Origin of the sequence: Noviherbaspirillum saxi (assembly GCF_003591035.1) — a bacterium.
In the GTDB taxonomy this organism is placed as follows: Bacteria; Pseudomonadota; Gammaproteobacteria; order Burkholderiales; family Burkholderiaceae_D; genus Noviherbaspirillum; species Noviherbaspirillum saxi.
The window spans coordinates 1,203,141-1,229,482 of sequence record NZ_QYUO01000002.1; the positions used below are offsets into that span (position 1 = coordinate 1,203,141).

At 52.0% G+C, this 26,342-nt stretch carries 18 protein-coding genes and 4 pseudogenes; 13 read left to right on the plus strand and 9 right to left on the minus strand.

What is annotated here, in order from left to right:
- Positions 1 to 62: 62 nt before the first annotated feature.
- Positions 63 to 1,523, minus strand: coding sequence for a hypothetical protein (locus tag D3871_RS21190; RefSeq protein ID WP_119771027.1), 1,461 nt, complete (start codon positions 1,521 to 1,523; stop codon positions 63 to 65).
- A gap of 539 nt (positions 1,524 to 2,062) precedes the next feature.
- On the opposite strand from D3871_RS21190, the gene D3871_RS21195 reads away from it, so the two are divergent.
- The 7 genes from D3871_RS21195 to D3871_RS21225 all read left to right on the plus strand — a co-directional run bounded on the left by D3871_RS21195 (position 2,063) and on the right by D3871_RS21225 (position 11,238).
- On the plus strand, positions 2,063 to 3,424 hold the full coding sequence (locus D3871_RS21195) for an IS110 family RNA-guided transposase (protein ID WP_119771481.1): 1,362 nt from the start codon (positions 2,063 to 2,065) through the stop codon (positions 3,422 to 3,424).
- 382 nt (positions 3,425 to 3,806) lie between these two features.
- Positions 3,807 to 5,222 (plus strand): nucleotide sugar dehydrogenase, encoded by a 1,416-nt coding sequence (locus tag D3871_RS21200; protein ID WP_274381771.1) that lies wholly within the window; start codon positions 3,807 to 3,809, stop codon positions 5,220 to 5,222.
- A gap of 51 nt (positions 5,223 to 5,273) precedes the next feature.
- A complete protein-coding gene (locus D3871_RS21205; protein ID WP_119771483.1) occupies positions 5,274 to 6,338 on the plus strand; it encodes a Gfo/Idh/MocA family protein in 1,065 nt (354 codons plus the stop codon).
- A 1-nt stretch (position 6,339) separates the two neighbouring features.
- Positions 6,340 to 6,948, plus strand: a complete 609-nt coding sequence (locus tag D3871_RS21210; RefSeq protein ID WP_119771028.1) for an acyltransferase — start codon at positions 6,340 to 6,342, stop codon at positions 6,946 to 6,948.
- 18 nt (positions 6,949 to 6,966) lie between these two features.
- Complete coding sequence (locus D3871_RS21215) at positions 6,967 to 8,097, plus strand: DegT/DnrJ/EryC1/StrS family aminotransferase (protein ID WP_119771029.1); 1,131 nt, start codon at positions 6,967 to 6,969, stop codon at positions 8,095 to 8,097.
- Positions 8,098 to 8,212: 115 nt separating this feature from the next.
- The gene (gene asnB, locus D3871_RS21220) at positions 8,213 to 10,096 is read left to right on the plus strand and encodes an asparagine synthase (glutamine-hydrolyzing) (protein ID WP_119771030.1); all 1,884 of its coding nucleotides are present in this window, start codon (positions 8,213 to 8,215) and stop codon (positions 10,094 to 10,096) included.
- On the plus strand, positions 10,093 to 11,238 hold the full coding sequence (locus D3871_RS21225; RefSeq protein WP_119771031.1) for a glycosyltransferase: 1,146 nt from the start codon (positions 10,093 to 10,095) through the stop codon (positions 11,236 to 11,238). Before asnB ends, D3871_RS21225 begins: the two co-directional genes overlap by 4 nt.
- Before the next feature lie 339 nt (positions 11,239 to 11,577).
- Here the strand turns inward: D3871_RS21225 and D3871_RS31745 are convergent, their stop codons facing one another.
- Complete coding sequence (locus tag D3871_RS31745) at positions 11,578 to 11,760, minus strand: hypothetical protein (protein ID WP_119771032.1); 183 nt, start codon at positions 11,758 to 11,760, stop codon at positions 11,578 to 11,580.
- A gap of 28 nt (positions 11,761 to 11,788) precedes the next feature.
- A complete protein-coding gene (locus tag D3871_RS21235; RefSeq protein WP_119771033.1) occupies positions 11,789 to 12,970 on the minus strand; it encodes a LysR family transcriptional regulator in 1,182 nt (393 codons plus the stop codon).
- A gap of 601 nt (positions 12,971 to 13,571) precedes the next feature.
- Between D3871_RS21235 and D3871_RS31005 the strand changes: the two are divergent.
- Positions 13,572 to 13,967 (plus strand): annotated as a pseudogene (locus D3871_RS31005) (DDE-type integrase/transposase/recombinase); the annotation flags it as partial.
- 102 nt (positions 13,968 to 14,069) lie between these two features.
- On the opposite strand, the gene D3871_RS21245 reads toward D3871_RS31005, so the two are convergent.
- Positions 14,070 to 14,822, minus strand: coding sequence for a class I SAM-dependent methyltransferase (locus D3871_RS21245; protein ID WP_119771034.1), 753 nt, complete (start codon positions 14,820 to 14,822; stop codon positions 14,070 to 14,072).
- Between the two features lie 307 nt (positions 14,823 to 15,129).
- Positions 15,130 to 15,420 carry a hypothetical protein gene (locus tag D3871_RS21250; protein ID WP_119771035.1) on the minus strand — a complete coding sequence of 97 codons (291 nt, stop codon included), beginning with the start codon at positions 15,418 to 15,420 and terminating at the stop codon, positions 15,130 to 15,132.
- A gap of 54 nt (positions 15,421 to 15,474) precedes the next feature.
- Here D3871_RS21250 and D3871_RS21255 point away from each other — a divergent pair, with 54 nt between their 5' ends.
- Both D3871_RS21255 and D3871_RS21260 read left to right on the plus strand, forming a co-directional pair.
- Entirely contained in the window at positions 15,475 to 16,719 is a 1,245-nt protein-coding gene (locus D3871_RS21255; RefSeq protein WP_119771036.1) for an NAD(P)-binding domain-containing protein, read from the plus strand.
- A 229-nt stretch (positions 16,720 to 16,948) separates the two neighbouring features.
- Complete coding sequence (locus D3871_RS21260) at positions 16,949 to 18,079, plus strand: ATP-grasp domain-containing protein (RefSeq protein ID WP_158598005.1); 1,131 nt, start codon at positions 16,949 to 16,951, stop codon at positions 18,077 to 18,079.
- Between the two features lie 188 nt (positions 18,080 to 18,267).
- On the opposite strand, the pseudogene D3871_RS21265 reads toward D3871_RS21260, so the two are convergent.
- Together D3871_RS21265 and D3871_RS21270 are read right to left on the minus strand one after the other, a co-directional pair.
- Positions 18,268 to 18,417 (minus strand): annotated as a pseudogene (locus D3871_RS21265) (transposase); the annotation flags it as partial.
- A 111-nt stretch (positions 18,418 to 18,528) separates the two neighbouring features.
- A complete protein-coding gene (locus D3871_RS21270; protein WP_119771038.1) occupies positions 18,529 to 19,500 on the minus strand; it encodes a LysR family transcriptional regulator in 972 nt (323 codons plus the stop codon).
- 495 nt (positions 19,501 to 19,995) lie between these two features.
- Here D3871_RS21270 and D3871_RS31750 point away from each other — a divergent pair.
- Positions 19,996 to 20,235: pseudogene (locus D3871_RS31750) on the plus strand (IS256 family transposase); the annotation flags it as partial.
- 291 nt (positions 20,236 to 20,526) lie between these two features.
- Here the strand turns inward: D3871_RS31750 and D3871_RS31015 are convergent.
- Positions 20,527 to 20,661: pseudogene (locus D3871_RS31015) on the minus strand (IS5/IS1182 family transposase); the annotation flags it as partial.
- A 103-nt stretch (positions 20,662 to 20,764) separates the two neighbouring features.
- Between D3871_RS31015 and D3871_RS30005 the strand changes: the two are divergent.
- Complete coding sequence (locus D3871_RS30005; protein ID WP_147376868.1) at positions 20,765 to 21,196, plus strand: hypothetical protein; 432 nt, start codon at positions 20,765 to 20,767, stop codon at positions 21,194 to 21,196.
- A gap of 457 nt (positions 21,197 to 21,653) precedes the next feature.
- Positions 21,654 to 23,213 (plus strand): methyl-accepting chemotaxis protein, encoded by a 1,560-nt coding sequence (locus D3871_RS21290; RefSeq protein WP_233575753.1) that lies wholly within the window; start codon positions 21,654 to 21,656, stop codon positions 23,211 to 23,213.
- Between the two features lie 180 nt (positions 23,214 to 23,393).
- Here the strand turns inward: D3871_RS21290 and D3871_RS21295 are convergent, their stop codons facing one another.
- On the minus strand, positions 23,394 to 26,072 hold the full coding sequence (locus tag D3871_RS21295; RefSeq protein WP_119771042.1) for a bifunctional diguanylate cyclase/phosphodiesterase: 2,679 nt from the start codon (positions 26,070 to 26,072) through the stop codon (positions 23,394 to 23,396).
- Between the last annotated feature and the right edge of the window lie 270 nt (positions 26,073 to 26,342).

A 26,342-nucleotide genomic window follows, 5' to 3' on the forward strand; every position in this document is an offset into this window, starting at 1 on the left:
CACGGTCACGCCATGGATGCGTTGCGGCGCTTTATGCAATGTTCCCCTGAAGTCGTCAATTTTTAAGAAATGTAAGGATCGAAGTGGACCCGCCGGTGCTGGTCCTTGAGGTGGATCGTAGGGACCGGTGCTTCGTTCAAGTGCAGATACCGCCGTAATTCCGCTGCGTAGCGGAGATAAGAAAACGAACTCGGTGTGACCTGCGGGGAAAAGAGAGCATCGTTAGTGTCGTTCCATATCAAGAGCGTGCCATCGGCATGGTGGCATCCGGAGTGATGATCGTCGATATCAAATCCACGCACGCCAACCGTAGTTAGCCCTACCTTCTTTCCATCATAAATGCTGATGGGCGCATCGCTGCTGAACAACAGGCTCATGGTCAGTTTATTGTTAGCGACATAGACTGATGACTCGGACAACGAAGGATTATTGCGAAGGAAGTCTGCCATCTGTCTAGCCGCATATTCGGCTTGTGAGCTTGTGTCAAACGAAATGGTGTATTGCGGAACCATCGCGCCTTCGAGCCGCGCGCTGGTTGGTCCAATTGCCGCTCTTAGAAAGGCTAAGGGATCAGAGAGGCTGAATTCGCGACGGCGGCCAGCGACTGCACTGGACGACAATTTGCGATTCGCCTGCTGCCCCATTGACGACACAATAAGCAAAATGCGGTCCGTCGCCTTACAGAAGGCGGATACCTTTTTCAAGAAACGGTCAAATATGCCAACAGCATCAAGGATATCATTCCGGTACTTATGGACCCAGGCATCGCTATAGATTGCCTCAGCATAGTCATTTGGGAACAATGCATACCAGTACCGGTGCTGAGCTGCTGCAATGTGGTTTGTAAACAGGACCGCAATGTCCGGGTCGTTCTGTTGCAGGAGCGAGAAAAATATCGACCCGAGCGGCGGAAATTGCAGATTCCGCAGGCGCTCTCGTGACTTTATCAGCTTGGGCAAGGTGTACATGCCCTCCAATATCGTAAACGGGGTCACGCCAAAGCCGGCAGGATCGGCCAGCGACTTTTTGGCTAACGTGAAAAGTTCTGATACACGCGAACTTGCAATCCGTCCATTAGTCTTAGCCAACTGGAGATTCATAGACTGAAATGGGCAATAGCGTGCAGGAAAAGTCTGCGTATTGGGCGCAAAGCAGTCAGGCACCAAGAAACTATAAGGCGCTTGCGTGAGGTAATGATCAAGTGGCGAAGTGTGTAACACGTTAACTAATCCAACGCGTCTGCCACTTAATGCTGCCTGATGCCACCAGAATTGATCAGGCTGTGGCTTAGGGTCGTTGTACCAATGAATCTGGTGTGCGTCATAAGACAAACCCGTATTTAAAGAGGCCCAAGTCTGCGACGGATAGAGGAAGTCGGCGGTGACGTCATCGGCAGATGTCTTGTATAGCTTTCCTTCAGAAAACAGGCGGCGGACTGCCGAGGTTGGAACCTGTTCACTGTAGGTTTTCCATACCCGTATCGGTACCTCGTTCACTTCCAAGACGCATATCTTTTGTTGCATGGTGTTATCTCCTCAACCGCAGCGCAACAATGGAACTCATCCTTTCAATAATAAGCGTGAATTTTTATAAAAATAAATACGAAAAATAGATCGTTAAGTGGTCCATCGCACGCATATGATCCAATTCAATCATGCATTTCTGCGATATGGCCCATTACACGCGGTTTATCAGTTCCCTTAATGCTTCCGCGTCACGATATTTCTTTTTATTAAAAGTGTATATCCGGTGGCGAGCGCTTCATCATTGCGCCGTTCGGCAGGGCAGAGGGGTTAGCGAAGTAATCGGCTTTATGCCGCAAATCGCGCCGAAGAAACACAAGTCGGCTGCGTTGTGGCAAGGTGGAATGCGGCGCAGCGGAAGACCGATGTAGCAATGGTGCATATTGCCCGCGGGTTAGCGTGGTCCTGGGTGACGTCATCGACATTGGTGAATTGGATGGGCGGTTCGCAGCCGCTAAGCCAATATCCCGTTTAAGAGAGTGAGCAAGACGACGTACCCGATGCGGCGCCACATTCCAAACTGGATGATGGAGCAAGCCATGGTAAAACGCAATCGCCCCCTCCCGCTCAAACCGAGCAAGTCCCGAGCCGCACTGACCATTACCCACCCCAATGCCGCCGGCATCGATATCGGCAGCGCGAGCCACTATGTGGCCGTGCCGCCCGATCGGGACGACGAGCCGGTGCGCGAGTTTCCCAGCTTTACTGCCGACCTGCACGCCTTGGCCGATTGGCTCACGGCATGCGGTGTCGATACGGTGGCCCTGGAATCGACCGGCGTGTACTGGATTGCCTTGTTTGAACTGCTGGAGTCGCGCGGTTTCACCGTGCTGCTGGTCAACGCGCGGCATGTCAAGAACGTCTCGGGCCGCAAGTCCGATGTGCTGGATTGCCAGTGGTTGCAGCAGCTCATGACCTACGGCTTGCTCCACGGCGCATTTCGCCCCGCCGACGCGGTGTGCGTGTTGCGTTCGCTGTGGCGCCAGCGCGGTATGCTCTTGCGCGGCCAGGGGCGGCAGGTGCAGCACATGCAAAAGGCCCTCACGCAGATGAACATCCAGTTGACCAACGTCATCTCCGACGTGGCTGGCGAGACCGGCCAGAAGATCCTGCGCGCCATCATTGAGGGCGAACGCGATCCGTACGCGCTGGCGGCGATGAAGAACGTGCGCATTCGCGCCAGCACTGCCGAAATCGCCAAGAGCCTGCAAGGCTCTTGGCGCCCCGAGCATTTGTTTGCGCTTAAGCAGGCGCTGGACATGTTCGATTTCATCGGCATGCAACTGGCCGAGTGCGATCGTGAAATCGAACAGCAACTGCAAAGCCTGCAGGCTCATGACGGCGAGCCCGCCCGTGGCAAGAAGCGCAGCCGTGCCCGCAACGCGCCGAAGTTCGACTTGCGCACACAGTTGTTCAAGGTCTGCGGCGTGGACCTCACGCGCATCGACGGCATCGATGTCACGACCGCCTTGGCGGTGATCTCAGAAACCGGCGCGGACATGTCGCGCTTCCCTTCGGTGGGGCACTTCACGAGTTGGCTGGGCTTGTGCCCCGGTACCAAGATTACGGGCGGCAAGGTCATGAGTGGCAAGACCAAGCGCGTCGCCAATCGCGCCGCGCAAGCGTTGCGATTGGCCGCAGCGGCGCTGCGCAGCAGCCAGTCGGCGCTGGGGGCGTACTTCCGCAGAATGTGCGCGCGCATGGACAAGCCCAAGGCAGTGACTGCGGCGGCGCATAAACTGGCGCGCTTGATCTACACGATGCTGACCAAGGGCGAGGAGTACACCGACCAGGGGCAGGAGTACTACGAAGAACGTTACCGCGAACGGGTGCTGCGGCACATGTCCCGGCGTGCCGAAAAAATGGGCATGAAACTCATCGCATTGGAACAGGCCGCTTGAAAAACTCATCGGAAATCAATCGGTTAGGAGGTGTTTCTTAAGAGTCACGAGACGTTGCCGGAAGATGATCCAATGAGTGCTGGCCAGGTCGACAGGCAGGGAAAGCCACAGGCGATGTCAGGGAGTGATTTGTAGCGTGTATGCCTATCGTCGCGCTGCTTTTGCAGATGAACGATCGAAAAAGATAATCAACACGACGTGCTTTGCATAGATTCATCGAAATTCAATACTTATATTCCTTTCGCCATTTCGTTACAGTGATCTTGCCGAAGCTGCATCGGGTCTCTCCTTCTTGCAGCGACCTGATCGTAGGGCGGCGATTGGAAATCCGTTAAATGGACATGCTCACGACCCTTTACGTAATGAACCTGGCCATTGTGGCATGGGTCGCGTGACAATTGATATGACAGGAAGCGAGGAACTTTCTATGCAGTATCTAGGCGAGTCGAGCGGCCTTCTGGGCGTGCACTTAGTCAGTCAAGCTAAACTATCCATGTTGGACCAGCTTTTATCAAAGATAGAAAACCGAACAGCGGTCATTAGCATCGTTGGCATGGGTTACGTGGGTCTGCCACTGTTGTTGCGCTATGCCTATGCAGGGTTCAAGGTGCTTGGCTTTGATATCGCGAAGGAGAAGGTCGACAAGCTCAATGAGGGTCAAAGTTATATCGAACATGTCCCTGAAGCTTCGATTGCCTATGCATGCAGTAAAGGGTTCGAGGCAACCACTGACTTCTCGCGCGTCGTCGAAGCGGATGCAGTCATCATTTGCGTCCCGACCCCGCTGAACGCATATCGCGAACCTGATTTAAGCTTCATTCTCAGCACCGTGAATTCACTGGTTCCGCATCTGCGTGCCGGCCAGATAATTTCGCTCGAAAGCACCACCTATCCAGGAACGACCGATGAGGAGTTATGGCCCCGGATCGAGTCACGCGGCCTCAGAGTTGGCGAGGATGTGTTCCTAGTGTTCTCTCCAGAACGTGAAGATCCGGGAAATCCGTTTTTCAAGACACGATCGATTCCGAAAGTGTGCGGCGGTGTGACCCCGGCTTGCCGTACGGCCGGTGTCGCATTGTATGCCTCGGCGATCGACGAGGTGGTAGCGGTCAGTTCGACGCGCGCTGCAGAGTTGACCAAGCTGCTGGAAAACATTCACCGCGCCGTCAATATCGGCCTTATCAATGAAATGAAAATTATTGCCGATCGCATGGATATTGATATCTATGAGGTTATCAATGCCGCCGCGACCAAGCCATTTGGCTTTACCCCCTACTATCCAGGGCCCGGGTTGGGCGGACACTGCATTCCCATTGATCCGTTCTACCTGACCTGGAAAGCGCGCCAATTTGGCCTGCACACACGGTTCATCGAATTGGCAGGGGAAATCAACAATGAAATGCCAAACTGGGTTGTCAATAAGGTGGCCAGTACGCTCAACGAACTAGGGCGGTCAGTCAAGGGCAGCAAGATTCTGGTACTCGGCATTGCCTATAAAAAGAATGTCGACGACATGCGAGAGTCTCCATCGGTCAAACTTATGGAGATACTGCACGCCAAGGGCGCAGAAATCGCCTATTCGGATCCGCACGTACCAAGCTTTCCAAGGATGCGCAACCATCATTTTGATTTAAAAAGTGCCGAGTTGACCGAGCAGTCGATTGCTTCCTATGATTTATTGCTCCTGGCGACAAATCACAGTGCCTTTGATTATGATTTTATCCAAAAGCATGCAAAGGTCATTGTCGACACACGGGGCGTATACCAGCGAACGCTCCCCAACGTTATTAAGTCGTGATCAATCCCAGCCGTTTGGAAAGGTAACTTCATGCACGTGAATTCAGGCATCATGACTAAAGATGAACCGATTAGCCGCTTCAATCGTAAAATCCGATTCGCACTGGTAGGCTGTGGACGTATCTCCCGCAATCATATCGCTGCGTTGCAGGCTCATGCACAGTATTGCGAGCTTACCGCAGTTTGCGATAATGACCGGCAGGCATGCGAGACGATGGCGCTCAACACCGGCGCGCAAAGCTATCCAAGCCTGGACGCGCTGTTATCGCACAGTGATGCAGATGCGGTGATTCTGACCACGCCGTCGGGTCTTCATCCACGGCAAACTATTGCGGCGGCGGCGGCGGGAAAGCATGTCATAACCGAAAAGCCAATGGCTACACGGTGGAATGACGGTAAACGGATGGTCGCTGCCTGTGACGAGGCAGGGGTTCGCTTATTTGTGGTGAAGCAAAATCGACATAGCGTGATCCTGCAGCTATTAAAGAAAGCACTGAACGAACATCGTTTCGGCCGTCTGCATATGGTCGCCATGAACGTCTTCTGGACGCGTCCGCAGGAATACTACGATAGTGCAAAGTGGCGCGGCACCTGGCAGTACGATGGCGGCGCGTTCATGAATCAGGCAAGCCATTATGTCGATTTGCTCGAGTGGCTGGTGGGACCGGTCGAAAGTTTGCATGCCTATACGGCAACACTGGGACGGAATATTGAAGTTGAAGACACCGGCAGTTTGTCCTTACGCTGGCGTAACGGTGCGCTCGGTTCAGTCAACGTGACGATGTTGACTTACCCAAAGAACCTGGAAGGCAGTATTACCGTTCTTGGAGAAAAGGGTACGGTGCGGATCGGCGGCGCTGCGTTAAATGAAGTGCAGCACTGGGAGTTTAGCGAGAAAAATGCCGACGACAAAAAAATCTCGGAGATAGGCGAGCAGACTGCAGTCAACGATGGCACGGGCCATACCGCCTACTACGACAATGTCATCAAAGTGTTGCGAGGGGAGGGCGAGCCTGAGACCGATGGACGGGAGGGCTTGAAAACGCTGGAACTGCTGATTGCGACGTATCTTTCGGCGCGTGATGGAAAACGTATTGCGTTGCCATTGGAGTTTTGAAATGGACACTTCTGTTCACTTTACAGCGATTGTCGATCCGGGGGCAACGATCGGTGGAGGCACGCGCGTTTGGCATTTCTCACATATCTGTAGTGGCGCACGGATAGGGAAAGGATGTTCTATTGGTCAAAACGTGTATGTGGGTGACGACGTTGCCATAGGCGACAATGTCAAAATCCAAAATAATGTGTCGGTCTACGATGCGGTCACGCTTGAAAACGATGTCTTTTGCGGACCAAGCATGGTGTTTACCAATGTCTATAACCCCCGCTCATCCGTTAATCGAAAAAATGCGTACCGCAAGACGTTGGTGCAACGCGGCGCAACCCTCGGCGCTAATTCGACTATCGTCTGTGGTGTGACGATCGGTCAGTACGCGTTTATCGCTGCCGGCGCCGTCGTTAACCGCGACGTACCCAATTTTGCGCTGGTGGCAGGCGTTCCAGCACGCCAACTGGGTTGGATCAGCCGTCACGGTGAACGTCTGGACTTACCATTAAGTGGAAGCGGACAGGCGGCGTGCCCACATACCGGCGATCTGTACACGTTATCTGATGATGTCTGTCAACTGTCAACTGCCAACGGCAACCACGAACTCAACCTACGCTAAATAGAGGAAGCGATCAACATGGAATTCATCGATTTGAAATCCCAGTATGATGCATTGCGTGCGCAAATCAACGCACGAATTCAGACGGTGCTCGATCATGGTCAATATATTTTGGGTCCGGAAGTGATCGAGCTTGAGCAAAGGCTTACGGAGTACACCGGGGCACGGCACTGCGTTACGGTTGCGTCGGGGACCGAGGCATTGCTGATTGCACTGATGGCCATCGGTATCAAGCCAGGCGATGAAGTGATCACCACCGCCTTTTCCTTTGTTGCCACTGCTGAAGTGATCGCCCTGCTCGGTGCGACACCGGTATTTGTCGATATTGAACCAGATACCTGCAACATCAATCCCGCGTGCATTGAGGAGAAAATTACGCCACATACGCGCGCAATTATTCCCGTGTCTCTGTATGGACAACCGGCGGACATGGATGAAATCAACGCAATTGCAGAACGGTTTGGCCTTACTGTGATCGAGGATGCCGCACAAAGCTTCGGTGCGACTTATAAGGGGCGCAAAAGCTGCAATTTGTCCACGATCGCCTGTACCAGTTTCTTCCCAAGCAAGCCGCTGGGTTGTTATGGCGACGGCGGTGCGCTGTTTACCTCAAATGAGGCACTGGCGCAAAGCATGCGGGAGATCCGCGTCCATGGCCAGAGCAAACGCTATGTGCATTCGCGTCTTGGCGTCGGTGGCCGAATGGACACGTTGCAGTGCGCCATTGTTTTAGCCAAACTGGAGCGCTTTGGCTGGGAAGTACAACAGCGGCAAGAACTAGCCAGCCTTTACCGGGACCTTCTCGACGGGTATGTCGAACCTACGTCATGTCGTTCCGACCGCACCAGCGTTTATGCCCAGTACACCATTGCGGTAGATAATCGGGCGACACTTCAGGCAAAGCTTCTGGAGATGGGAATTCCCACCGCAGTTCATTACCCGCTGCCGATTCCGCTACAGCCGGCCTACTTACAGTATTGTCGTGAAGACGAGCTTCCGGTGTCGCTGGCAATGTCGAAGCGAGTGATCAGCCTGCCAATGGGACCCTATATGGGTCACGACGACGTCCGGCAGGTTTGCAATGCTGTGCGCACCGCCGTTGGCCACAACACCATCCACCTGGGCGCCGTGCCTGTGACGACTGCATAACACGACCGTGGTACCAGAACATCCGACGTTTTATGGGTGCATACCGCGCGTCGCTGCGGCACTCCAGGACGACGGTGATTATGAGAGCAATGCTGTTGTATAGAGATTGGCCGCTATGTGTGGAATCGCCGGAAAGATTATCAATCCTGCTATCGAACCCGAACCAGCCGCGACGTCGGCGGCGCAGTTGCGCGCTATCCGGCAGCGCGGTCCTGACAGTGATGGCTCCCAGGTGATTGACTGTTATGGGCGGCGCGTGCATCTAGTTCATAGCCGCTTGTCTGTGATCGATTTGTCCGACCGATCACAACAACCAATGCATGACCCGGTGTCAGGTTGGTGGCTGGTCTACAACGGGGAAATCTATAATTATCTAGAGGTGCGAGCCGAGCTGCAAGCCCAAGGGTGGTCGTTTAAATCGAATGGCGACACCGAGGTATTGTTGAAAGCTTGGGCGCAGTGGGGAGTCAAAGCGCTAGACCGATTGAACGGTATGTTTGCCTTTGCCGCGTTCCATCCCGATCGCGGCGAATTGTGGCTGGTACGTGACCGCTTCGGGGTCAAACCGCTAGCATGGGGACGGTTGCCGCAGGGAGGAATCGTATTCTCGTCATCAGTCGCCAGCGTCGCACGCGACATTGGCAGCGAGATCGATACCCAGTATTGTGCACGCGGAGTTCGTTATAAAGTGTATGAAACGGCCGGCGCCGGGGCACCGTTCAATGATGTCCGGACCGTGCCGGCAGGGAATTGGGTAAGATTCACATTATCCAGGTCGGATCTGGAGAGTTGTCAAGGTCAATGGTATGACCTCAATGCATCAGTGGCGGCGGTTTCCCAATCCCTGATGCGCTATAGCGACGATGAGATGCTTCAACAATGCCGCACTTTACTTGAAAGTGCAGTGAGCTTGCGCTTGCGCAGTGATGTGCCGGTAGCGGTTTCGCTAAGCGGAGGCCTTGATTCGTCGACGGTCGCTTCCCTAGCTCGCCGAGGGGTCGAGCAGCTGCATGGGTTTACCTATGGTTCACCAGGTGCACCATGCTCCGAAGGGCCTGAGGTACGGAAGTTTTCTGACGCAACCGGTGTCCGAGTGACATATGTTTGGCCGGACTTCGATAAAAAGTCGCTGAGCGACGCGCTCGAAAGGACGCTGGCATTTCAAGAGGCACCGTTTGCTAGTCTCAGCGTCGTTGCACAGAATGAAGTTTATCGCGCTGTGCGCGAAGCGAATTTTAAGGTCTTGCTCGGCGGGCAGGGCGGCGACGAACTGTTCGCCGGTTACCGCAAATTCTTCGTCGTTGCGATGCGTGAAGCCGTAAATCAGCGCAACGCATGGAGCATGGTCAGCCTATTGGTATCGTTTGGAATGATGCTGATTCACGAAGCTGGACAAGCACGCATGTACTGGCAGAACGTTGACCGCTATCGAAAAAATGTGGCTAAAGACTTCCGCCTGCTGGACTGGGAGCCGATCACTGAAAACCTTTGGGGAACTCAGGAAATGACGTTATCGAATCGGCAGATCGAGGACGTACAGACATGGAGCTTACCGACTTTGTTACGCTATGAAGATCGAAATTCAATGGGCTATGGCGTCGAGAGTCGCTTACCGTTCATGGATTATCGTTTAATGGAGTTGGCGCTTGCATTGCCTACCCGTTTAAAGATTCGTGATGGCTATGGCAAGTGGGCGCTTCGCAAGCTGGTGGCAGGTTCGGTGCCGGATTTCGTAAGGATGAACCGGAAAAAAAGGGGATTTGATGTAACCCAAGCGTGGATCAAGGAAGGCATCGGCGAGCGTTTGCGTAGCATGATATTTGATCACCGTTGCGTGTTGTCTGGACATTTGCGGCGTGGTGGCAATCTGGACAAGCTTCTTTCCGACCAAGCGCTCGCTACCGACAGTACGCTATTAAACGAAGCGCTAATGTTAGCGTGGCTGGCCAAGCCGATCCGTGATTATGCCACTACGCCTGCTGGTACGAGGTTTGGATGAAACGTCAACGCGTCTGCCACATGTCGTCGTCCCACCGCGGCTTGGATACTCGCATCTATCATAAGCAATGCGTATCGTTGGCAACGGCAGGGTATGATACCCATCTAATCATCAACGCTACCAAGGACGAGATCAACCTGGCCCGTAATCAACGGGTCACAGTGCACCCGTTGCCCACTAAACCCCACGCCGGACGCTTGTCTCGGCTGCTGGTTCAAGCGTGGCGTTGCTATACCGTTGCCCGCCAACTTGATGCGGATCTTTACCATTTTCATGATCCCGAGCTCATGCCGTATGGCCTCATGCTGGCGCGCTCGGGTAAAAGGGTAATTTTTGATGCCCACGAGGATCTACCTGCTGAAATTTATGCAAAGGACTGGATTCCGACACCGGTACGCTCGCTGGTGGCTGGCGTTGCCCGGCAGACCCAACAGTATGGTGCCGTGCGCTTATCGGCAGTGGTGGCTGCGACACCCTATATTGGATCGTTATTTGACGGGGTAGCCAGACGGGTTGCCGTTATTAATAATTACCCATTGATTGGTGAACTGGTGTCTGATCAAGGTCCAGATCGACAACCACGTGATAGTGTCTGTTACATAGGTGGAATTGACGCAATCCGGGGGATTAAGGAAACGATTCAAGCCATTGGCAAGACGCAGGCACAGCTTCTCCTGGCTGGTTTTTTTTCCAGCAATGCTCTGCGTAATGAAGTGATGCAATACACGGGTTGGAACCGCGTAAAGGAATATGGTTTTGTTGACCGAAAAGCGGTCTCGGACATTTTGGCAAGGAGTTTTGCCGGCCTCGTGACGTTGCATCCCGTGCCTAATACCCTCAATAGCCAGCCGATCAAAATGTTCGAGTACATGTCCGCCGGGGTCCCTGTAGTTTCATCCGACTTTCCCTTATGGAGAAAAATTATCACAGAAAACGCGTGTGGAATTTGCGTTGATCACAACGACCCTGACGCAATTGCCGCAGCGATTCGGTATTTACACGAACATCCCGATCAAGTGAGATTGATGGGCAATAATGGTCGTCGCGCGATCGAACAAAAATACCGGTGGGACAACGAGGAGGCAAAGCTTACTGCACTCTACGCTGATGTTCTTGCGGAAGACCGTAGCGGCTCGATTTGATTCAGGGCTTCCCTCGGTATTTAGTTCCCCATCAGGCGAATGTCGTGCAGCTTGTTTTTCGTGATTTTGTTCGTGTATCCAGTGATCGCGATACTGGATTGATGAACGCTCGCCAAGCGTCGAATTCAGGCGGGTTCCCCTGGTTCAGGTTTTTTGACGGGGTTCATGCCTCCAAGAAGCTTACCGCCACGGTCCGTGCGTGCATCCAGTATACCCCGCTAGTGTTTCTATTCATAAGGGCTGCGGCGAGCGGTGTGGGGCGGTTTTTTAGGATGTCGTTCTCCCGCTTCAGGCGAGTATTCTCGGCACGCAGTCTGGACAGTTCCGTTTGTTCCGGCGTCACCACTTTGGTACCGGCACCTTTGAGCTGGCCTCCTTTTGCAGCGTTGATCCAGTTGCGCAGCGTCGGTTGCCCAGACCCAGTTCCTTCGCCGCCGCCGTGATTGACTCGCCGTCCGTTACGCGCTTAACAACCAGTTCGTTGAACCCGGTCGTGTAGGCCTCCTTCGGTATCTTCTTCATTTCCAGTCGTTCCAAAGTAACGTGAATCTTACGTCACCTGTGGCATACGAAATTTCAGGGGAAGCTCAAACGCTGTTGCTATCTTATCCTCGGAGATCAGTTCGGGGTCTATTGACTGCACGACCGGGCAAGAAACGGGGCGGTCCATTAATGTACTTTCCTCGCCGACCGCCACATGATGTCGGTCTGGGTTATTTTTAAGAAGAGCATACAAGGCGGGGTTACGTCTGTCAGTTGAAGAGATGCTGGAAAAAGAACTGCGTATAACGCTAGCGAGCTTCCTCGCGTCCGAATCCGCCGATGCAGGCCGACAATGAACGAGATAGAGAATTTTTCTATAAGAGCTCTCACCAGCAATTGGAAGGGCAGCCAGCAATCCTTGGCCCAGCATCTTTCTAGCTCGATAGGTTGGAACCCAAGCATAACCAATGCCATCGCAGACTGCTTCAAGGATTAAATTGACATCGTCGATGTTCCAACTCCGAACGCCACTAGACGTGGCGTCATGGTTGCGTTGCACGGCCTGCGGCGAGTGCCCAACCTGTAAATGGCCCGCTAAATCGGCAGGGGAAATCAGTCTTTTTGATTTAAGCAGAGGATGGTCTGGGTGGGCAACCGCAATGTACTCAATTTCAAGCAGCGGCTCTTTCACAAACCCGGCTGGTACACAGGAGCTAATAGCAAGATCGGCCGAGACCTTCGTTAGGCGATCCAAGTCCCGATGCCCGGGCAATTCAATCACATTTACCTGCGCGCCTTTACTCGACTGCGCAAAAGTATGCAACGCGCGTATTAAATACTCGGATGGAAAATGATGATCTATCGCGAGTACAATTTCGGGTTGTGTCTCTTTGCCTAACTCTTTTGCCAAAATTTGCAGTTCTATCGCTTCTTTTAAAACATGGCGCGAACGATCTAGTAACTTCTTTCCCGCTTCAGTCAGATATGCTTTACGTCCTTCAATTTTTAACAAGCGTATGCCTACCTGGTCCTGAAGCTTGGCAACCGTATGACTTACCGCAGACTGACTGAGATGCAGATAGGCCCCAGCTTCTGCAAAACCTCCACAATCAATCACAGCATGCAGAATCCTCCAGTGGCGTAAGCTTACATAGATGTTATGGTTATCATGAGGACGGCAACGGCGGGATACCGGGAGCTTCTGCGTCCGCTTTAGCTTACTCGATTGCGACGCTGAAAATTTGGTCATTTTTCTTCCTCCAAATTTGCTATATATCTACCTATCTATGAAGACAGATAGCGCAGGTGACAGCGACTTCCTCTTACTTACAATCTCCACTGCTTCACAGACCATACTTCGTTAGTTCGTATGGCATTAATGAAGTGCGTATCCAGAACAGTACATCGTGTCACCATTATGAAATTGCTATACATATGTTGGTACATCGGCCAATCTCCACGGCTTTAGAAAACCCAATGTTCCATAGCGAAGACTACTGTAAATTGCCACTGGTAAATCGTGTGTTCTACCGATTAATTTACATTATCACATAAGGTATTGGCCTTCAAAGCATTGTGCAGCGTTTCATAACTTGTGCAATTTAAAATTTCGATCAATTAGAGAGCTATGGTCCGTGACTAGCCCCGGAATTCGCGAAGGCTCCAACATTTGAGGCATTGGAGCCATGAAGAAAGCAATCAAATATTCACCGGTGTTCATCGAACGCGCAGTGCGCATGGTATTCGAGAGCAGGGGGGCAATACGACTCGCAGTGGGCGGAAATTTAGTCCATTGCTGGCAAGATTGGTTGTACGGCGGAGACGTTGCGACGCTGGGGCCGCCAACATGACGGGAAGGCATTGAGGTCGCACGCTGTACCGATGAACGACTCATGTGCAACTGTTGGCTGCGCGGGGTATTGCGCGGGAAGTCGATACGCACGACGACCGGAGATAAGGCGGCGCCACGCCCACTGGAGCGAGTCCGCCGGCAGGTCAAGGCGCAGCGGCCGAACCAACTGTGGGTCAGCGACTTCACCTATGTATCGACATGGCAAGGCTTTGTGTACGTTGCCCTTGTCATCGACGTGCTCGCTCGGCGCATCGTTGGCTGGCGGGTGAGCAGTTCCATGCAGACAGATTTCGTACGGGATGCATTGGAACAGGCGTTCAACCAGCACGGGCTGCTGGAGCCGCTTGGCTATATATACCGCCGGCAGAATCTGAGGCACTCTACTACAGGCAGCACCCCAGTCGGGTTCAAACAGCCTGACTCACACCAACTGGACTCCGCAAAAGCCGGGGCGGTTCACTTTGGCACATTGATGTCGTAGGTGCAGTGGACAGGATCATAAAATCATTTTGAAAATTGAAAAGCTGCGGGCGTCTACGACCAGCGAAAATTCCTTTGGATTCCCTAACAAGTGAGCCAACACAGCATTGTTGTAGACGATGTAGCGTTGCTTGGTTGTTCTGGAAGAACGCCTGATGTTATCAAGTACCTTGACCATGATCTCTTCAGTAAATGGATTAAAAAAAAAGATCACGGCGTCCTCATCCGGAAAGTTGTATTGTGCAGCATCCATGCTAACGATTTCAATTTTGATTTCGCTCGGATGTCTGGCCTGAAAGCGCGTCACGTTATTTTCGGCAACTGCTACGAGCTCCGGTGCAAATTCAATGCCGACAATGCGCCTGAACGAGTATGTCGTCGCCATGAGCAAACAGCGACCCTTCCCGCAGCCGACATCAAAGAAGGAAAGCTCTTCTGGCATGCAGTTTAGCGAATGCATCATCTTATGGAACAACTTGGGGGAGGTGGGTTCATACTGCACTGCGGTCAAGCGCAATGGATCGCCGTTATCCTTTTGGTGTTCTACGATTTGTGTGGTTTCGGTGCCCCATTTTCTGTCGAAATGCCATCCAACGGACTTTTGGTATAAAGGGTAGAGAAAGCTATAGACCGACCGTTTCACGGCGCGCACGAATTTGGTCGTGCGCGCGGAGAGAAATTGATCGGCGATGTCAGGTAGACTCGTCATGGTCCTGTAGTTGGCTGCGCCGCTTTTGCTGACAGCCGCGCTCCAGAGGATTGGCGACATTACCAATCTATTGTGTTCTCGTAGTAAAAGCGAGTATAAAAAGTCGATATGTTCCTGGTGTTTTGTATAAGAATTGGTAGCTCAATTCTGAATTGGAACGGCGAACTACCATGATTGTAATTTGACTATATAGAACCCACGTGGCATTGGGAACCCAAGGAATTTTTGATGACGGATTCGTATGACTGTACGTCGCCAATGCCACTTTCGCCTTGAAACTGCCTGAGTGGTTCCGCCTTGTTCTCTTGGTCATGCTGTTGCTCCTGTATTCGGCCTTCCGGCCAAGATTGTGAAGCAAAGCCTCCACTTATCCTACTGTCCGAATCTCCGGGGCCACCTCTGTATCCATAGTTTGATCAATGACATGCCGTTCGCTGATATTTGACTGATCATGACTAAGTAGGAATACGAAAGTGGTTTCGGCAAACAGGCGAAATGGGTTATTCATCGCGGCCCGACTCTTTTTCTGCCTTGTTCTTTCAATTTCCTCAGCCTCGTTCCCGCCTTCGCCGGAATGACAGTAATGCAAGAATCGCGTATTCAATATTGCCAGAATATTTTTTCGAACCTGCTTAGCACTCCAGTCATCTGGTGGCATGGTGAATGCCGTCAGGCGGCATAAGTCACGAAAAGCGATTAAAGGAAAAAAACGATGAACGGCAAAGTTGATGTGACTATTATCGGCGCTGGTCCATACGGATTATCAATTGCAGCGCACCTTCGGAAGCTCAATGTCGATTTTCGAATTTTAGGAAGACCCATGCATAGTTGGTTGGTCAATATGCCTAAAGACATGCTCTTAAAATCGGCAGGATTTGCCTCTAATCTTTATGATCCTGATCGTGCTTTTCCGCTGCGCCGATATTGTGAGGAGCATCATGTTCCATACGGCGACATAGACTTCCCCATCCCGCTTGAGGCATTTTGTTCCTATGGAAAGGCGTTCCAGGAGCGCTTCGTACCCAATTTGGAAGATGAGGACGTTGCTGCGCTGACACAGGTAGATGGCGGATTTGACGTCAGGCTAAATTATGGCAAGGTATTCAGAACACAGAAGATTATTGTTGCGGTTGGTCTGGATTATTTTCGTCATATACCGAAAGAACTTGCTTCCTTGCCAAAGGAATTCCTCAGCCATAGTGCTGACCATCATGACCTTGTTAAATTTAAGGGAAAAGAAGTAGTAGTTATCGGAAGCGGCGCCGCCGGGACTGATATAGCTGTTTTATTGCATGAAAACCAGACAAAGGTTCACTTGGTTGCTCGGCAAAGGAGTATGAATTTTGGGGCACCTTGGGACAATTCCGCACAGCCTTTTCTACATCGGCTACGCAATCCAATCTCAGGGATTGGTCCGGGAATGAGAGGAAAGATTTGGAGTGACGCTCCATGGCTCTATCGCTTTTTCTCTGACGATTTCCGGATAATGACAGCGAAAACCTTTCTGGGCCCCTCAGGAGGATGGTTCATGAAAGAGCGGGCACGGGGTCTTGATGTCTTCTTGGGATTCACGGTAGCAAGCTCCACTGTCAGCGAAGGCCGCGTGCGATTGGACTTGATAAAGCATGATGGGTCCACAAACCAGCTATCCGGAAATCACGTTATCTCGGCAACGGGATATATTGTTGATGTCAAGCATATTCCCTTTTTAAATTCTTCAATTGTTGAGAAACTTAGGTTGGTAGGGAAAGCGCCGAGGTTGTCGTGTCATTTTGAATCTTCCGTACCGGGGCTATACTTTGTCGGCCCTATTTCCGCCACCTCGTTCGGGCCAGTGATGAGGTTTATGGTTGGAGCGGATTTCACCTCGAGAAAAATATCCAAACACCTTGCCGCCCTTTGCAATACGAGGAAGTGGTGGCGTAGCGGATCGCTCGAGACTTCCGGGACCGGCTAGAAAATAGACAAGGGAGAAATCATCTGTGCTGGCGGAGTTACCCTGCTTAAAAGCTGTACTTTTTAATCCTACTCCCTGCTGCTGCACTGCAGGCGTTGTCTTTATATCCTTAAGATGGATTATTTCGGTTGATGCGCTCACTACGGTGGCACATCCATTATGCGAAAGCGAGAACGAAATGGCTACAGCATCAAATTTCATTGTCGTGGGAGTGCACAGAACATTTATCATGCAAGTACTGCTGGCAATTCACTCTTTCACCCGAGCGAATTGTGTCGTGATTTGTCCCGGCCACATCCGGTACCTCCACTTATCCAACATGTGTTCAAAGATTCTTTTTATTGAATTAAACGAAGACAATGAAAACGCCTTTACGGAGGCGGTTAACCAGTGTGCTCAAATGGTGCCTAGCCCTATTTTGATTTCCGTCGACTGTGAGAGCACGAGAATTGTTAACAAAGTCCGTCGTCAGTTAAGAGTAACGACAGCACGCGCACCGGATAATGCAATGCTCGAATTATTTGATAACAAATGGCGATTTTATGATTTCTGCAAACAGAACAATTTGAACGTTCCTTCAACTCAGTTAGTCCCCTCTAAGAACGAGCTGAACTTTCTAGCAGTGGTGCGTGAGATTGGGCTTCCATTCATTCTAAAACCGCTGGATCAGCACGGTGCTGAAGGGGTGCGGCTCATTTTGAGTGAAAAACACTATTCTGAAACTATTCTTGGAGATGACCGTTATGATTTTAAGCCGTTGCTCGCACAGCGCTTCATTCGAGGCGTTGACATTGGCTTAAATATCCTCTCAATACTAGGAAAAGTGCAGGCACTGGCAATCCAGTATCGTGCATACCCTCAGAATGAAGAAGCAAAAATTAGCTTTATTCCCAATAGCTATCTGGAAATAGCTGCGCGTATCCTCTGTGGATCGAGCGGATATGATGGTGTGATGAACGTTGATGCGCGACTTGAAGAAGGAAGTGGAAAGGTGTACTTGTTTGAGGCGAACCCAAGGTATTGGGTAAGCTTGTCGGCATCTGTATGGTGCGGGCTAAATTTTTTATCTGAAAATCTGAAAAGCTCATACCGGTCGTCAGAAGTGCGGCTTCTCACATCCGGCAAAGCCGATACTTTCTACCACCCTTTGTTTCGCCCGGTTTTCTGGCCGTACATCTTATTTGATTACGGGTGGCGAGGTCGTATGGCCCGCCTTATGGCAGGAAACGTTTGTACATTAGGAAACCAGGTTCGTACAACACTGAAAAATGGCTTCAAAAAGAATCTTCCGCCGGGCGTTCCGACGCCCAACCATTCAGTGTGGACCAATCAATCTGGATCCACAAAACGGACTTCATGAACTTCACCAAGTGCGGCGCTTGATGCGAGAAGCCGCGTTGCGCCCGGTTTGAAAGCGTAAGTTCATCCATACCACTGACAGCAGGCATGACTTGCCAGTGGCTGCGAACCTGCTGAATCGTCAGTTCGATGTGGCGGCGCCGAACCAGGCGTGGACATCGGAAATTACGTATGTGCGGACCCGGCAGGGAGCAATTGCCGCTTCCATTCGGTCACCTGATTCGGATGAACCTCGTAGTGCTGTGCGATCTCGGTCAACGTTTTATCGCCACGTAACGCCGCCAATGCCACTTTCGCCTTGAAACTGCCTGAGTGGTTCCGCCTTGTTCTCTTGGTCATGCTGTTGCTCCTGTATTCGGCCTTCCGGCCAAGATTGTGAAGCAAAGCCTCCACTTATCCTACTGTCTGAATCTCCGGGGCCACCTCTCTATCTAGCGGTGGTACAACTTATTAGCCAATGGCTGCAATGCTTGCCTTTAGCATCGTCGCGAATTGTACGAACAACTCTCGCTGTGACAGATCGATTTTCCGAATTACATAGAATTGACGCTTGAACATCCCTACGCCGTGCAAAGCCCGATAGAGGGTGCCGGCCTGATGGGCAACGACAGGCAATAAACGCTGTGGCAGCCACGCGTACGCAGTGCTTGCGGACAGCACCTCCAGCGCAGTGTCGATGTTGGACACCACGAAGGGATTACTCCGTCTCAGTCCACGCATGTCCGGTCTCGCCCATCCTGACTGTGCTTGATCACTAAGCATCACTTCCGGCAGGTCCTTCAATATATCGCTTGTTAAGTCGGTTGCATTTGCCAATCGATGCGTGGCACAAACGACAGGCACGTATTCAAGCTCGACCAACGGTTCCCCGACGCAGCCCTCCAGAACACGGCTACTCACCGCGAAACAGGGAAACTTGCTATTGAGCGCACGCTGCAGTGATTTGGATCCGATCGCATCGACAATTACTTCCGCAGCGGAAAATTGCTTAATCATCGGTTCTATCGCCGAGACCGGAAACAGGTTTTCGACAAAACACAATAAGCGCACGGTCGTGTGGTCGTTCAGATCGCGTGCGTAATCCTCGAGCGCAATCGCGCCCTTTAATAGATTGCGGGACCGATCAAGCAAGGCTTTCCCGGCGTCCGTGATGACAACCTTACGCCCATCGACATAATAGAGCGAAATCCCAAGATGCTCTTCGAGCCGGGCGATTGTGTAACAAATGGTCGGCTGACTGAGATGGAGAAAGGCGGCGGCATCGGAAAAGCTGCCGCAGTCATGAACGGCGTGAAATACTTTCCAATGTCTAAAGGTAATTGGGGACGACGTATCTTCGTCTGGCTTCACTGACGAACCCTTTGGTTTAACACCGGCACGCCCTTTTATCTTTCCCAAGCGGGGCGTTTGCAACGAGTGCATGCTGAGTCTCCCGGTGATCGGCTCTTGGCGTCAAGACGTATAACGAATCGGATATCGCGGCGGAAATCAAAGCGCCGCGGTGCTTCAATCATCGAGGCATTATTTGCGTGTCCATAAGTGCTCCATAATTCGTGGTTGTCGAGTATGTGCAAGTTAAAATAGATTGGTAATCAATTCAATTGAATGATGTAACTTTTCGATACAGTTGAACCCTTCCTTAATCCTTATCAAATTTATATCTAAACAGCATGTCTAATTTTTTTTCAGGTGCTCGCATATTTATTGATGACAACCGGACTGTTGTAACGGCCGGTTTATGAGGTCATTTATCTGGCGGATTGAACCCTTTCGCCGGGCTCAATCCGATTAATCATTTCCGAAGCTTAATTCTGAACAACACGCGAGACGGTGACATAGAGTTATGCTCGGAAGTTGTGTATGACATGAGGGAATGAGGCGGCGTATTCTTGGTGGTTTTTCCGGAATCATCATCCAGCGGCAGTTGAAGCGCAGGTGCAGGAATTTCTTGCCTGGCACCAGGCGCTGCGCGACGCTCAGGGACGACAGCGCGTGGTGCGCAATGGCCTACCTGCACGGCGAACGATTCAGACCGGGCGGGCGATATGGAAGTCAAGGCAGCACGGGTGCGGGACCAGGCCAAAGAGGTCAAGTTCATATCGCCGATATTGCCGCCGTATTTGCGTCACCAAGACGATTGAAGAGTTGGTGCCGTGGGGCCGCTCGCAGAGTCCCGTCGACGACGGCCTGTGCTGTCTTTAGCCGATCTACCTCACGCATGCTCATGGTAATGGTCCCGTAAGTCGCCATGGCCGTCTCCTGTGAAAACCAGTCCATAGCTTCAGCTTACTCCCTGGAGTTGTCTGCGTTTCCAAATAGAAAAAGCGACATTTCTATTTGGGTGGAACACGACATTTGTACTTGGGTGGAACACGACATTTGTACTTGGGACCTACACACGAAAGACAGACCTAATTAGGCTTATGTAAAATCCATGAAACTTGCGCACAGCGGATGTCCATCATAGGGATTGCCCGGCAACGCACGCATGTCATTGATGAAATCATCATGATGCGTGGTGGCGATGCTGACATCGGCGCCGAATTCGTAACGCTTATGCGCGTTATGCTTGGCGAGACATTCCGAGGCCGAACATCCGTCAATAGGCCGATAGTCTGGTTGAAGCGAACTATTGATATGCGGCTACGGTCTTATAATTATTGCATCGACAGCTACGGGAGGCGTTATGGAAGCGAAGAATTGGGTCTCCCCACTCGCTTTAGCTTTACTCGTCGGCTGTGGCGGAGGCGAAATATCACTTGGCATTAGCGGCGGTTCAGACAGATTTGTACCAACGTTCCTATCATGGACTGGCAACAGTAGCGGCGATCAGGTAGTAGATGTAAACAATGATGCTTTCGCATTCTATTCAGATAGCGGTTGTCTGCATAACTTTCGAACGGGCCGAGAAAACCCCGATTTTTGCTTAAGCTCCCGACAAGGCAATGTTCGATACGGCAGGTTGTCCATGCGTGTCGTTAATGCGCTTTCCACAGCAGGAACCTGTATTACCGTATTGGTTGAAGAATCAACGGCAAACTTCGTCGATATCGAACTCGATGCATTGGGACGCGAGGTGGTATTTGTAACTGCTGCGCGTCCCGGCTTCTGCGCCTAACATCGGTGCAGTGGCGAATGGCGGAAAACGTCGACTCAATTCGACTCAATCACACTCGATAATCTCAAATGAACTCAGTGCTCGGTCGGGAAGACAAAAGGCCGGCAACGCTCCCGGTCCTTTGCCAGACAGGCAGTCGCCTTCAGCGGCTGCCTGGAGCATCTGCGCCTGGTTGTCTAACATTTATCATCCCATCGGCGGCATTGACAAAATGTTCAAGGATATCGGCGAATTGTTGGGTTCTGACAACGTAAAGAACCTGCAGGTTCTGCTTATCGTTGTTCTGGTGGCCGATCCCCTGCCTAGGGGCATATATTTGCCGTGTACCATCATTCAGGCCCACAAGTGCAGCCTCCCCATCGCGCATGGGTAGCTTGCATAAGATCCAATTTCGCATCCCTTCAGTTTATGAAGGGATGTTTTTTTATCTACCTCCCATCCTTACCAAGATATCAATATGAAGCTGTCGTTTCGCATGAAGCTCTTTGTGCCCCTCGTCGTCTGCTGGATCAGCCTATGGGCGATCACGGGAATAGGCATTTATGACAAAAAGGTGGCCCGGTTCGAAGACAGGCAAGACACCATGAGGTACGCCACCGAGATCGCCCTATCGACAGTCAAGGAATACGCAGCGCTGGTTGGCGCTGGCAAGATGACTCTGCAGGATGCGCAGGCTCAAGCCATGGAGCGCATCAAGCACATGCGCTTCGGTGTCGACGGCTACATCACCATCGTCTCATCCAAGCCCGCAATGATCATGCATCCGATGAAGCCGGAGATGAATGGCAAGGAGATGGGCGATTACAAGGATCCGGCCGGCAATTACCTCTTCCGAGACATGGCAAAGATTGCCCGGGGCCCGGGACAAGGCTGGGTGGAGTATGTGTGGGCAAAGCCCGGCCATCCCGACCAGTCCGCCACCTTCCCCAAGGGTTCCTACGTGCTGACTTATAAGCCTTGGGACTGGAGCTTCGTGACCGGCATCTACCTGGACGATCTTAGCGATGAAGTCGTTTCTGACTTCTGGAAGGACTTCGTTGTGCTCTCCTTCATCGGCATCTTCCTGAACGGCGCCCTCTTCCTTGTGATCCGCAGCGTCGAGCGCACCATTGGCGGCGATCCTGACCAAGCCACTGGAGTTGCACATCGCATTGCCTCTGGCGACCTCACTCAGACTGTCAACGTCAAGCAGAACGACAAGTCGAGCTTGCTCTTCGCCATGAAGCAAATGCAGGACAACCTGCTTAGCATCGTCTCCCGTGTTCGCGCCGGCACCGACGCCATCTCCACAGCATCCAGTCAGATTGCTGCGGGAAACATGGACTTATCCTCGCGCACTGAGCAGCAGGCGGCCTCGCTCGAGGAGACGGCCTCCTCCATGGAAGAGTTGACCTCAACCGTCAAGCAGAACGCGGACAACGCCCGCCAGGCGAATCAGCTTGCCATGGTCGCATCAGCTGTCGCAGGCAAAGGTGGAGACGTCGTAGCCGAAGTGGTTGACACAATGACAGCTATCAATGACTCGGCCAACAAGATCGCCGACATCATCGGTGTCATCGACGGCATCGCCTTCCAGACGAACATCCTGGCGCTCAATGCTGCGGTTGAAGCCGCACGCGCCGGCGAGCAAGGCCGCGGCTTTGCAGTAGTAGCTGCCGAGGTACGCACTTTGGCACAGCGCTCGGCCGCCGCCGCCAAGGAGATCAAGGGCCTGATAGGCGACTCCGTGGACAAGGTTCATACCGGGACCACGCTCGTCGACCAGGCCGGCGCCACGATGAAGGAAGTCGTGACCAGCGTGCGCCGGGTTACCGATATCATCAGTGAAATCGCGGCCGCCAGCGCCGAACAGACCACCGGCATCGAGCAGGTGAACCTGGCCATCACCCAGATGGATCAGGTGACTCAGCAGAACGCTGCGCTTGTGGAAGAAGCTGCCGCGGCATCGGCATCGATGCAGTCGCAGGCCGGCGAGTTGGCTGAAGCGGCGAGCGTGTTCAAGCTGCCGCGCACCTGACGCCGCCTGGCACTGCCATTAGAGAAAGGCTCTCATTGCGAGAGCCTTTTCTATTTTCGAGCGACGACGCGTAGAGGGCAAAACCTATTCGCTAATTCGACAATAGTGGGACAACACTGCGGGATTTATTTCGCCCACGGTTTTTGGTAGATTTTCTGTATCAATGTATCACCACAACGGTCAGGCCGTCGACGGAAGAAAGAATCTGGGCAAAATAGGTTGTTTCTCTGAAGGAGGTAATGGCTTTGAGATATAAAACCCCTGTATCTCGTCGCATTTGAGATCCTTGAGTATCTTCACCTGTTCTATATTTTCGACACCCTCAGCCACTACCTTCATCCCCAAGGTATGTGCCATCGTAATGATGGTCTTAAAGAACACAGTCCCTTCTTCACTCGCTTCCAATTGAGAGGTGAAGGCTTGGTCAACTTTAAGTACATCAAAATCCATTTTTTGAAGTTGCGACAACGATGAATAACCGGTTCCAAAATCGTCAACAAGTATTTTGATACCGATTTTCTGTATTGAGGCAAGCGCATCGGCGGCCGCTTCCCCCATCATTGACGATTCCGTCAGTTCAATCTCGACATGCTTCGGGTCAATGTTGTGTCGAGCCAAGGATGACGAAATAATGTTGGCAACGTCGGTCTCGTTAAACTGGCGAGACGATACGTTGACAGATACAGGAACCAACTCCTGGCCTCGATTCGACCAGTGGGCCAGCTGAGCGCACACTAGGTCAATAACCAACTCCCCCAAACGCAGGATCAGGCCCGTTTCTTCGGCCAGGGAAATAAAATCGTTTGGACCAATCAAGCCTTTCGTCGGATGCGCCCAGCGAACTAAGGCTTCCATGCTTGAAGTAATACCGGTAAAAATATCCACCCGCGGTTGATAGTGCACGACAAATTGGTTGTGCTCTATTGCATAGCGAAGTTCTTCCTCCTTCTGGGTACGGGCGCGCAATACATCGCTGTACTTCGCATCGTAAAAGCGATAATTCCTCTTTCCACTCAACTTTACCGAATACATCGCAATATCGGCATGGCGGAGGAGGCTCTCTGCATCGCCCCCATCATTTGGGAACACGCTGATGCCAATGGATGTCCCGACAGAATGTGTTCCGCCAAAAAGCCTGAACCCGTCAGCGAACGCATGAAGAATTCGTTCGGCAACATGAGCAGCATCCGCTTTCCGCGTGATGTGTTCAATGATAACGACAAACTCATCACCGCCAAGCCTTGCCACACGGTCGTGTGGCCGCACAGCGACTTTCAGACGGCGAGCGGCATTGCGCAATACTTCGTCGCCTGCCTCGTGTCCGACCGTATCGTTCACCGCCTTGAACCCATCCAGGTCAATAAACAGGAGCGCCAGCATCAAGCTCTTCTCTGCGGCACGTTCGATGACTATCGGAAGCCGGTTCTGAACCCATTGACGATTGGGAAGCCCCGTCAGCGCATCTTCGTTGCTACGCCGTTCCAGCTCCTCTATATGCCGTTTGGTATCACTAATGTCGCGTAGTGTTACCGCCAGGTCGTCGCCTGACCGCATAACCTTAAGATGAACCCAGCGTGCAATGAGCGGGCCGTCAGAAGGTTCCTCCAGATCACCCTCATATATCCCTTTTTCCATTGCCTGCTCAAATATCTCCATTCGGTGTTCCAATGTGCTGGCCGGATAAAAAATGGAGAATCTCCTTCCGACGAGTTCTTCTCTCCGTAATTGCAAAAACTCCGCACCGCGCCGGTTGCAGTCAATAACCACGTAGTCGGCAATCGTTCCGTTCTCATCACGGATGGGACGAGCGATATAGAAACCTTCATTTCCTCCTTCAGTCGCCATCCGATAAGTGGCTTCAATTTGTTGCACTTGATGCTTTCTCCATGCGAGCCGAAATGTCAGTCCCATCGCAATCAGAGCGAATACGGCTAATGCCGTAGTGTTTTGTATGGCGCGCCTAATTGCAAGCGCACGGCTATTCCGGTAGGCAGCAAGCGCTCCTTCTTCATCCAGGCCAACGACGGCAATCAGGGGATGTTTATCCATCCTGTCCCAACCGATGAACCGGCTACGCTTGTCGGAAAACCATTCATTGCCGCTCAATAAGCTTGCTCCGCTCTTCAGAGACAGCCGTGGCACAGAGGTCATCGACTGTTCATTCCATTGGTAGACCTTGTTACCCGTACGTACTGCCCGAACAAGTCCATCCAGGCCAATAATTCCTATCAAACCGTTCTCTCCAAGAATGATAGGGTCGTGGTTGGCTGTCAGGTACTCTGGTGAGATGGAAGCTCTGACCACGCCGTCGAAACCACCATCGTCCGCGACGATTTTGCGTGAAAAATGAATGACGCTTCTTTTTGAAGCTCTTCCCATGGCAGCTTCGCCAGCGTAAAGAACGTCGTCATCGGTTCCTCGTTGTACGTAAAAGTAGGCCCGGTCTGTGGCAGGTGGTACGTTGGCCCTTCCTCCTATGGTATTGGTCAGAAGTAATCCAGTACGGTCAGTAATGCCGACATTGAAATCAGAGGTAGACGGAAACAGTCCATGCTCATTGACTGACTCGAGCTGAAGATTTCCTCTTGTTAACTTCCATTCGTATCGAACATGAAGCAGTATTTGGTCAATGGTCTCGATTGTGCGAGCCAGATGGTCAGCGTAGCCTCGTGCCAGCGCACCTGCTTCTCTTAAAGCGGCATTTTCGGCCACTTGCCGGTCCACGTTGAGCTGATTTAACAACGTCGTCCATCCCATTATTCCCAGAATCAAAGCGCAAGCAGGCCACATAAGCAACAACCGCCAGTTGTTGCCTAAAAGACGCATATATTCCAATTGCTTGGCAAGAAGCTTTTTCATCTGAACCGCATCTGTGATGTCGTATCGCCTGCTTTTATAGAGACCGTGGCCGACAGGAATCAGGAACTCGGGAAAGTATTCCTGGGAGCTGTAAAGAGAACTTACCTGCGGCTTAAGACAGCTCGATCTCGTGTTGGTTTGATACAAGAATCAATTCAGATGGAAAACTACGAGCTTGATGCCAAGAGGCAGCGATGAAAATGAGCGGAAGAGCTTTGAAGCTGAACGACTCGAAGAAGCGCGGACAGCGTTTTTATGAGCGCATTCTTG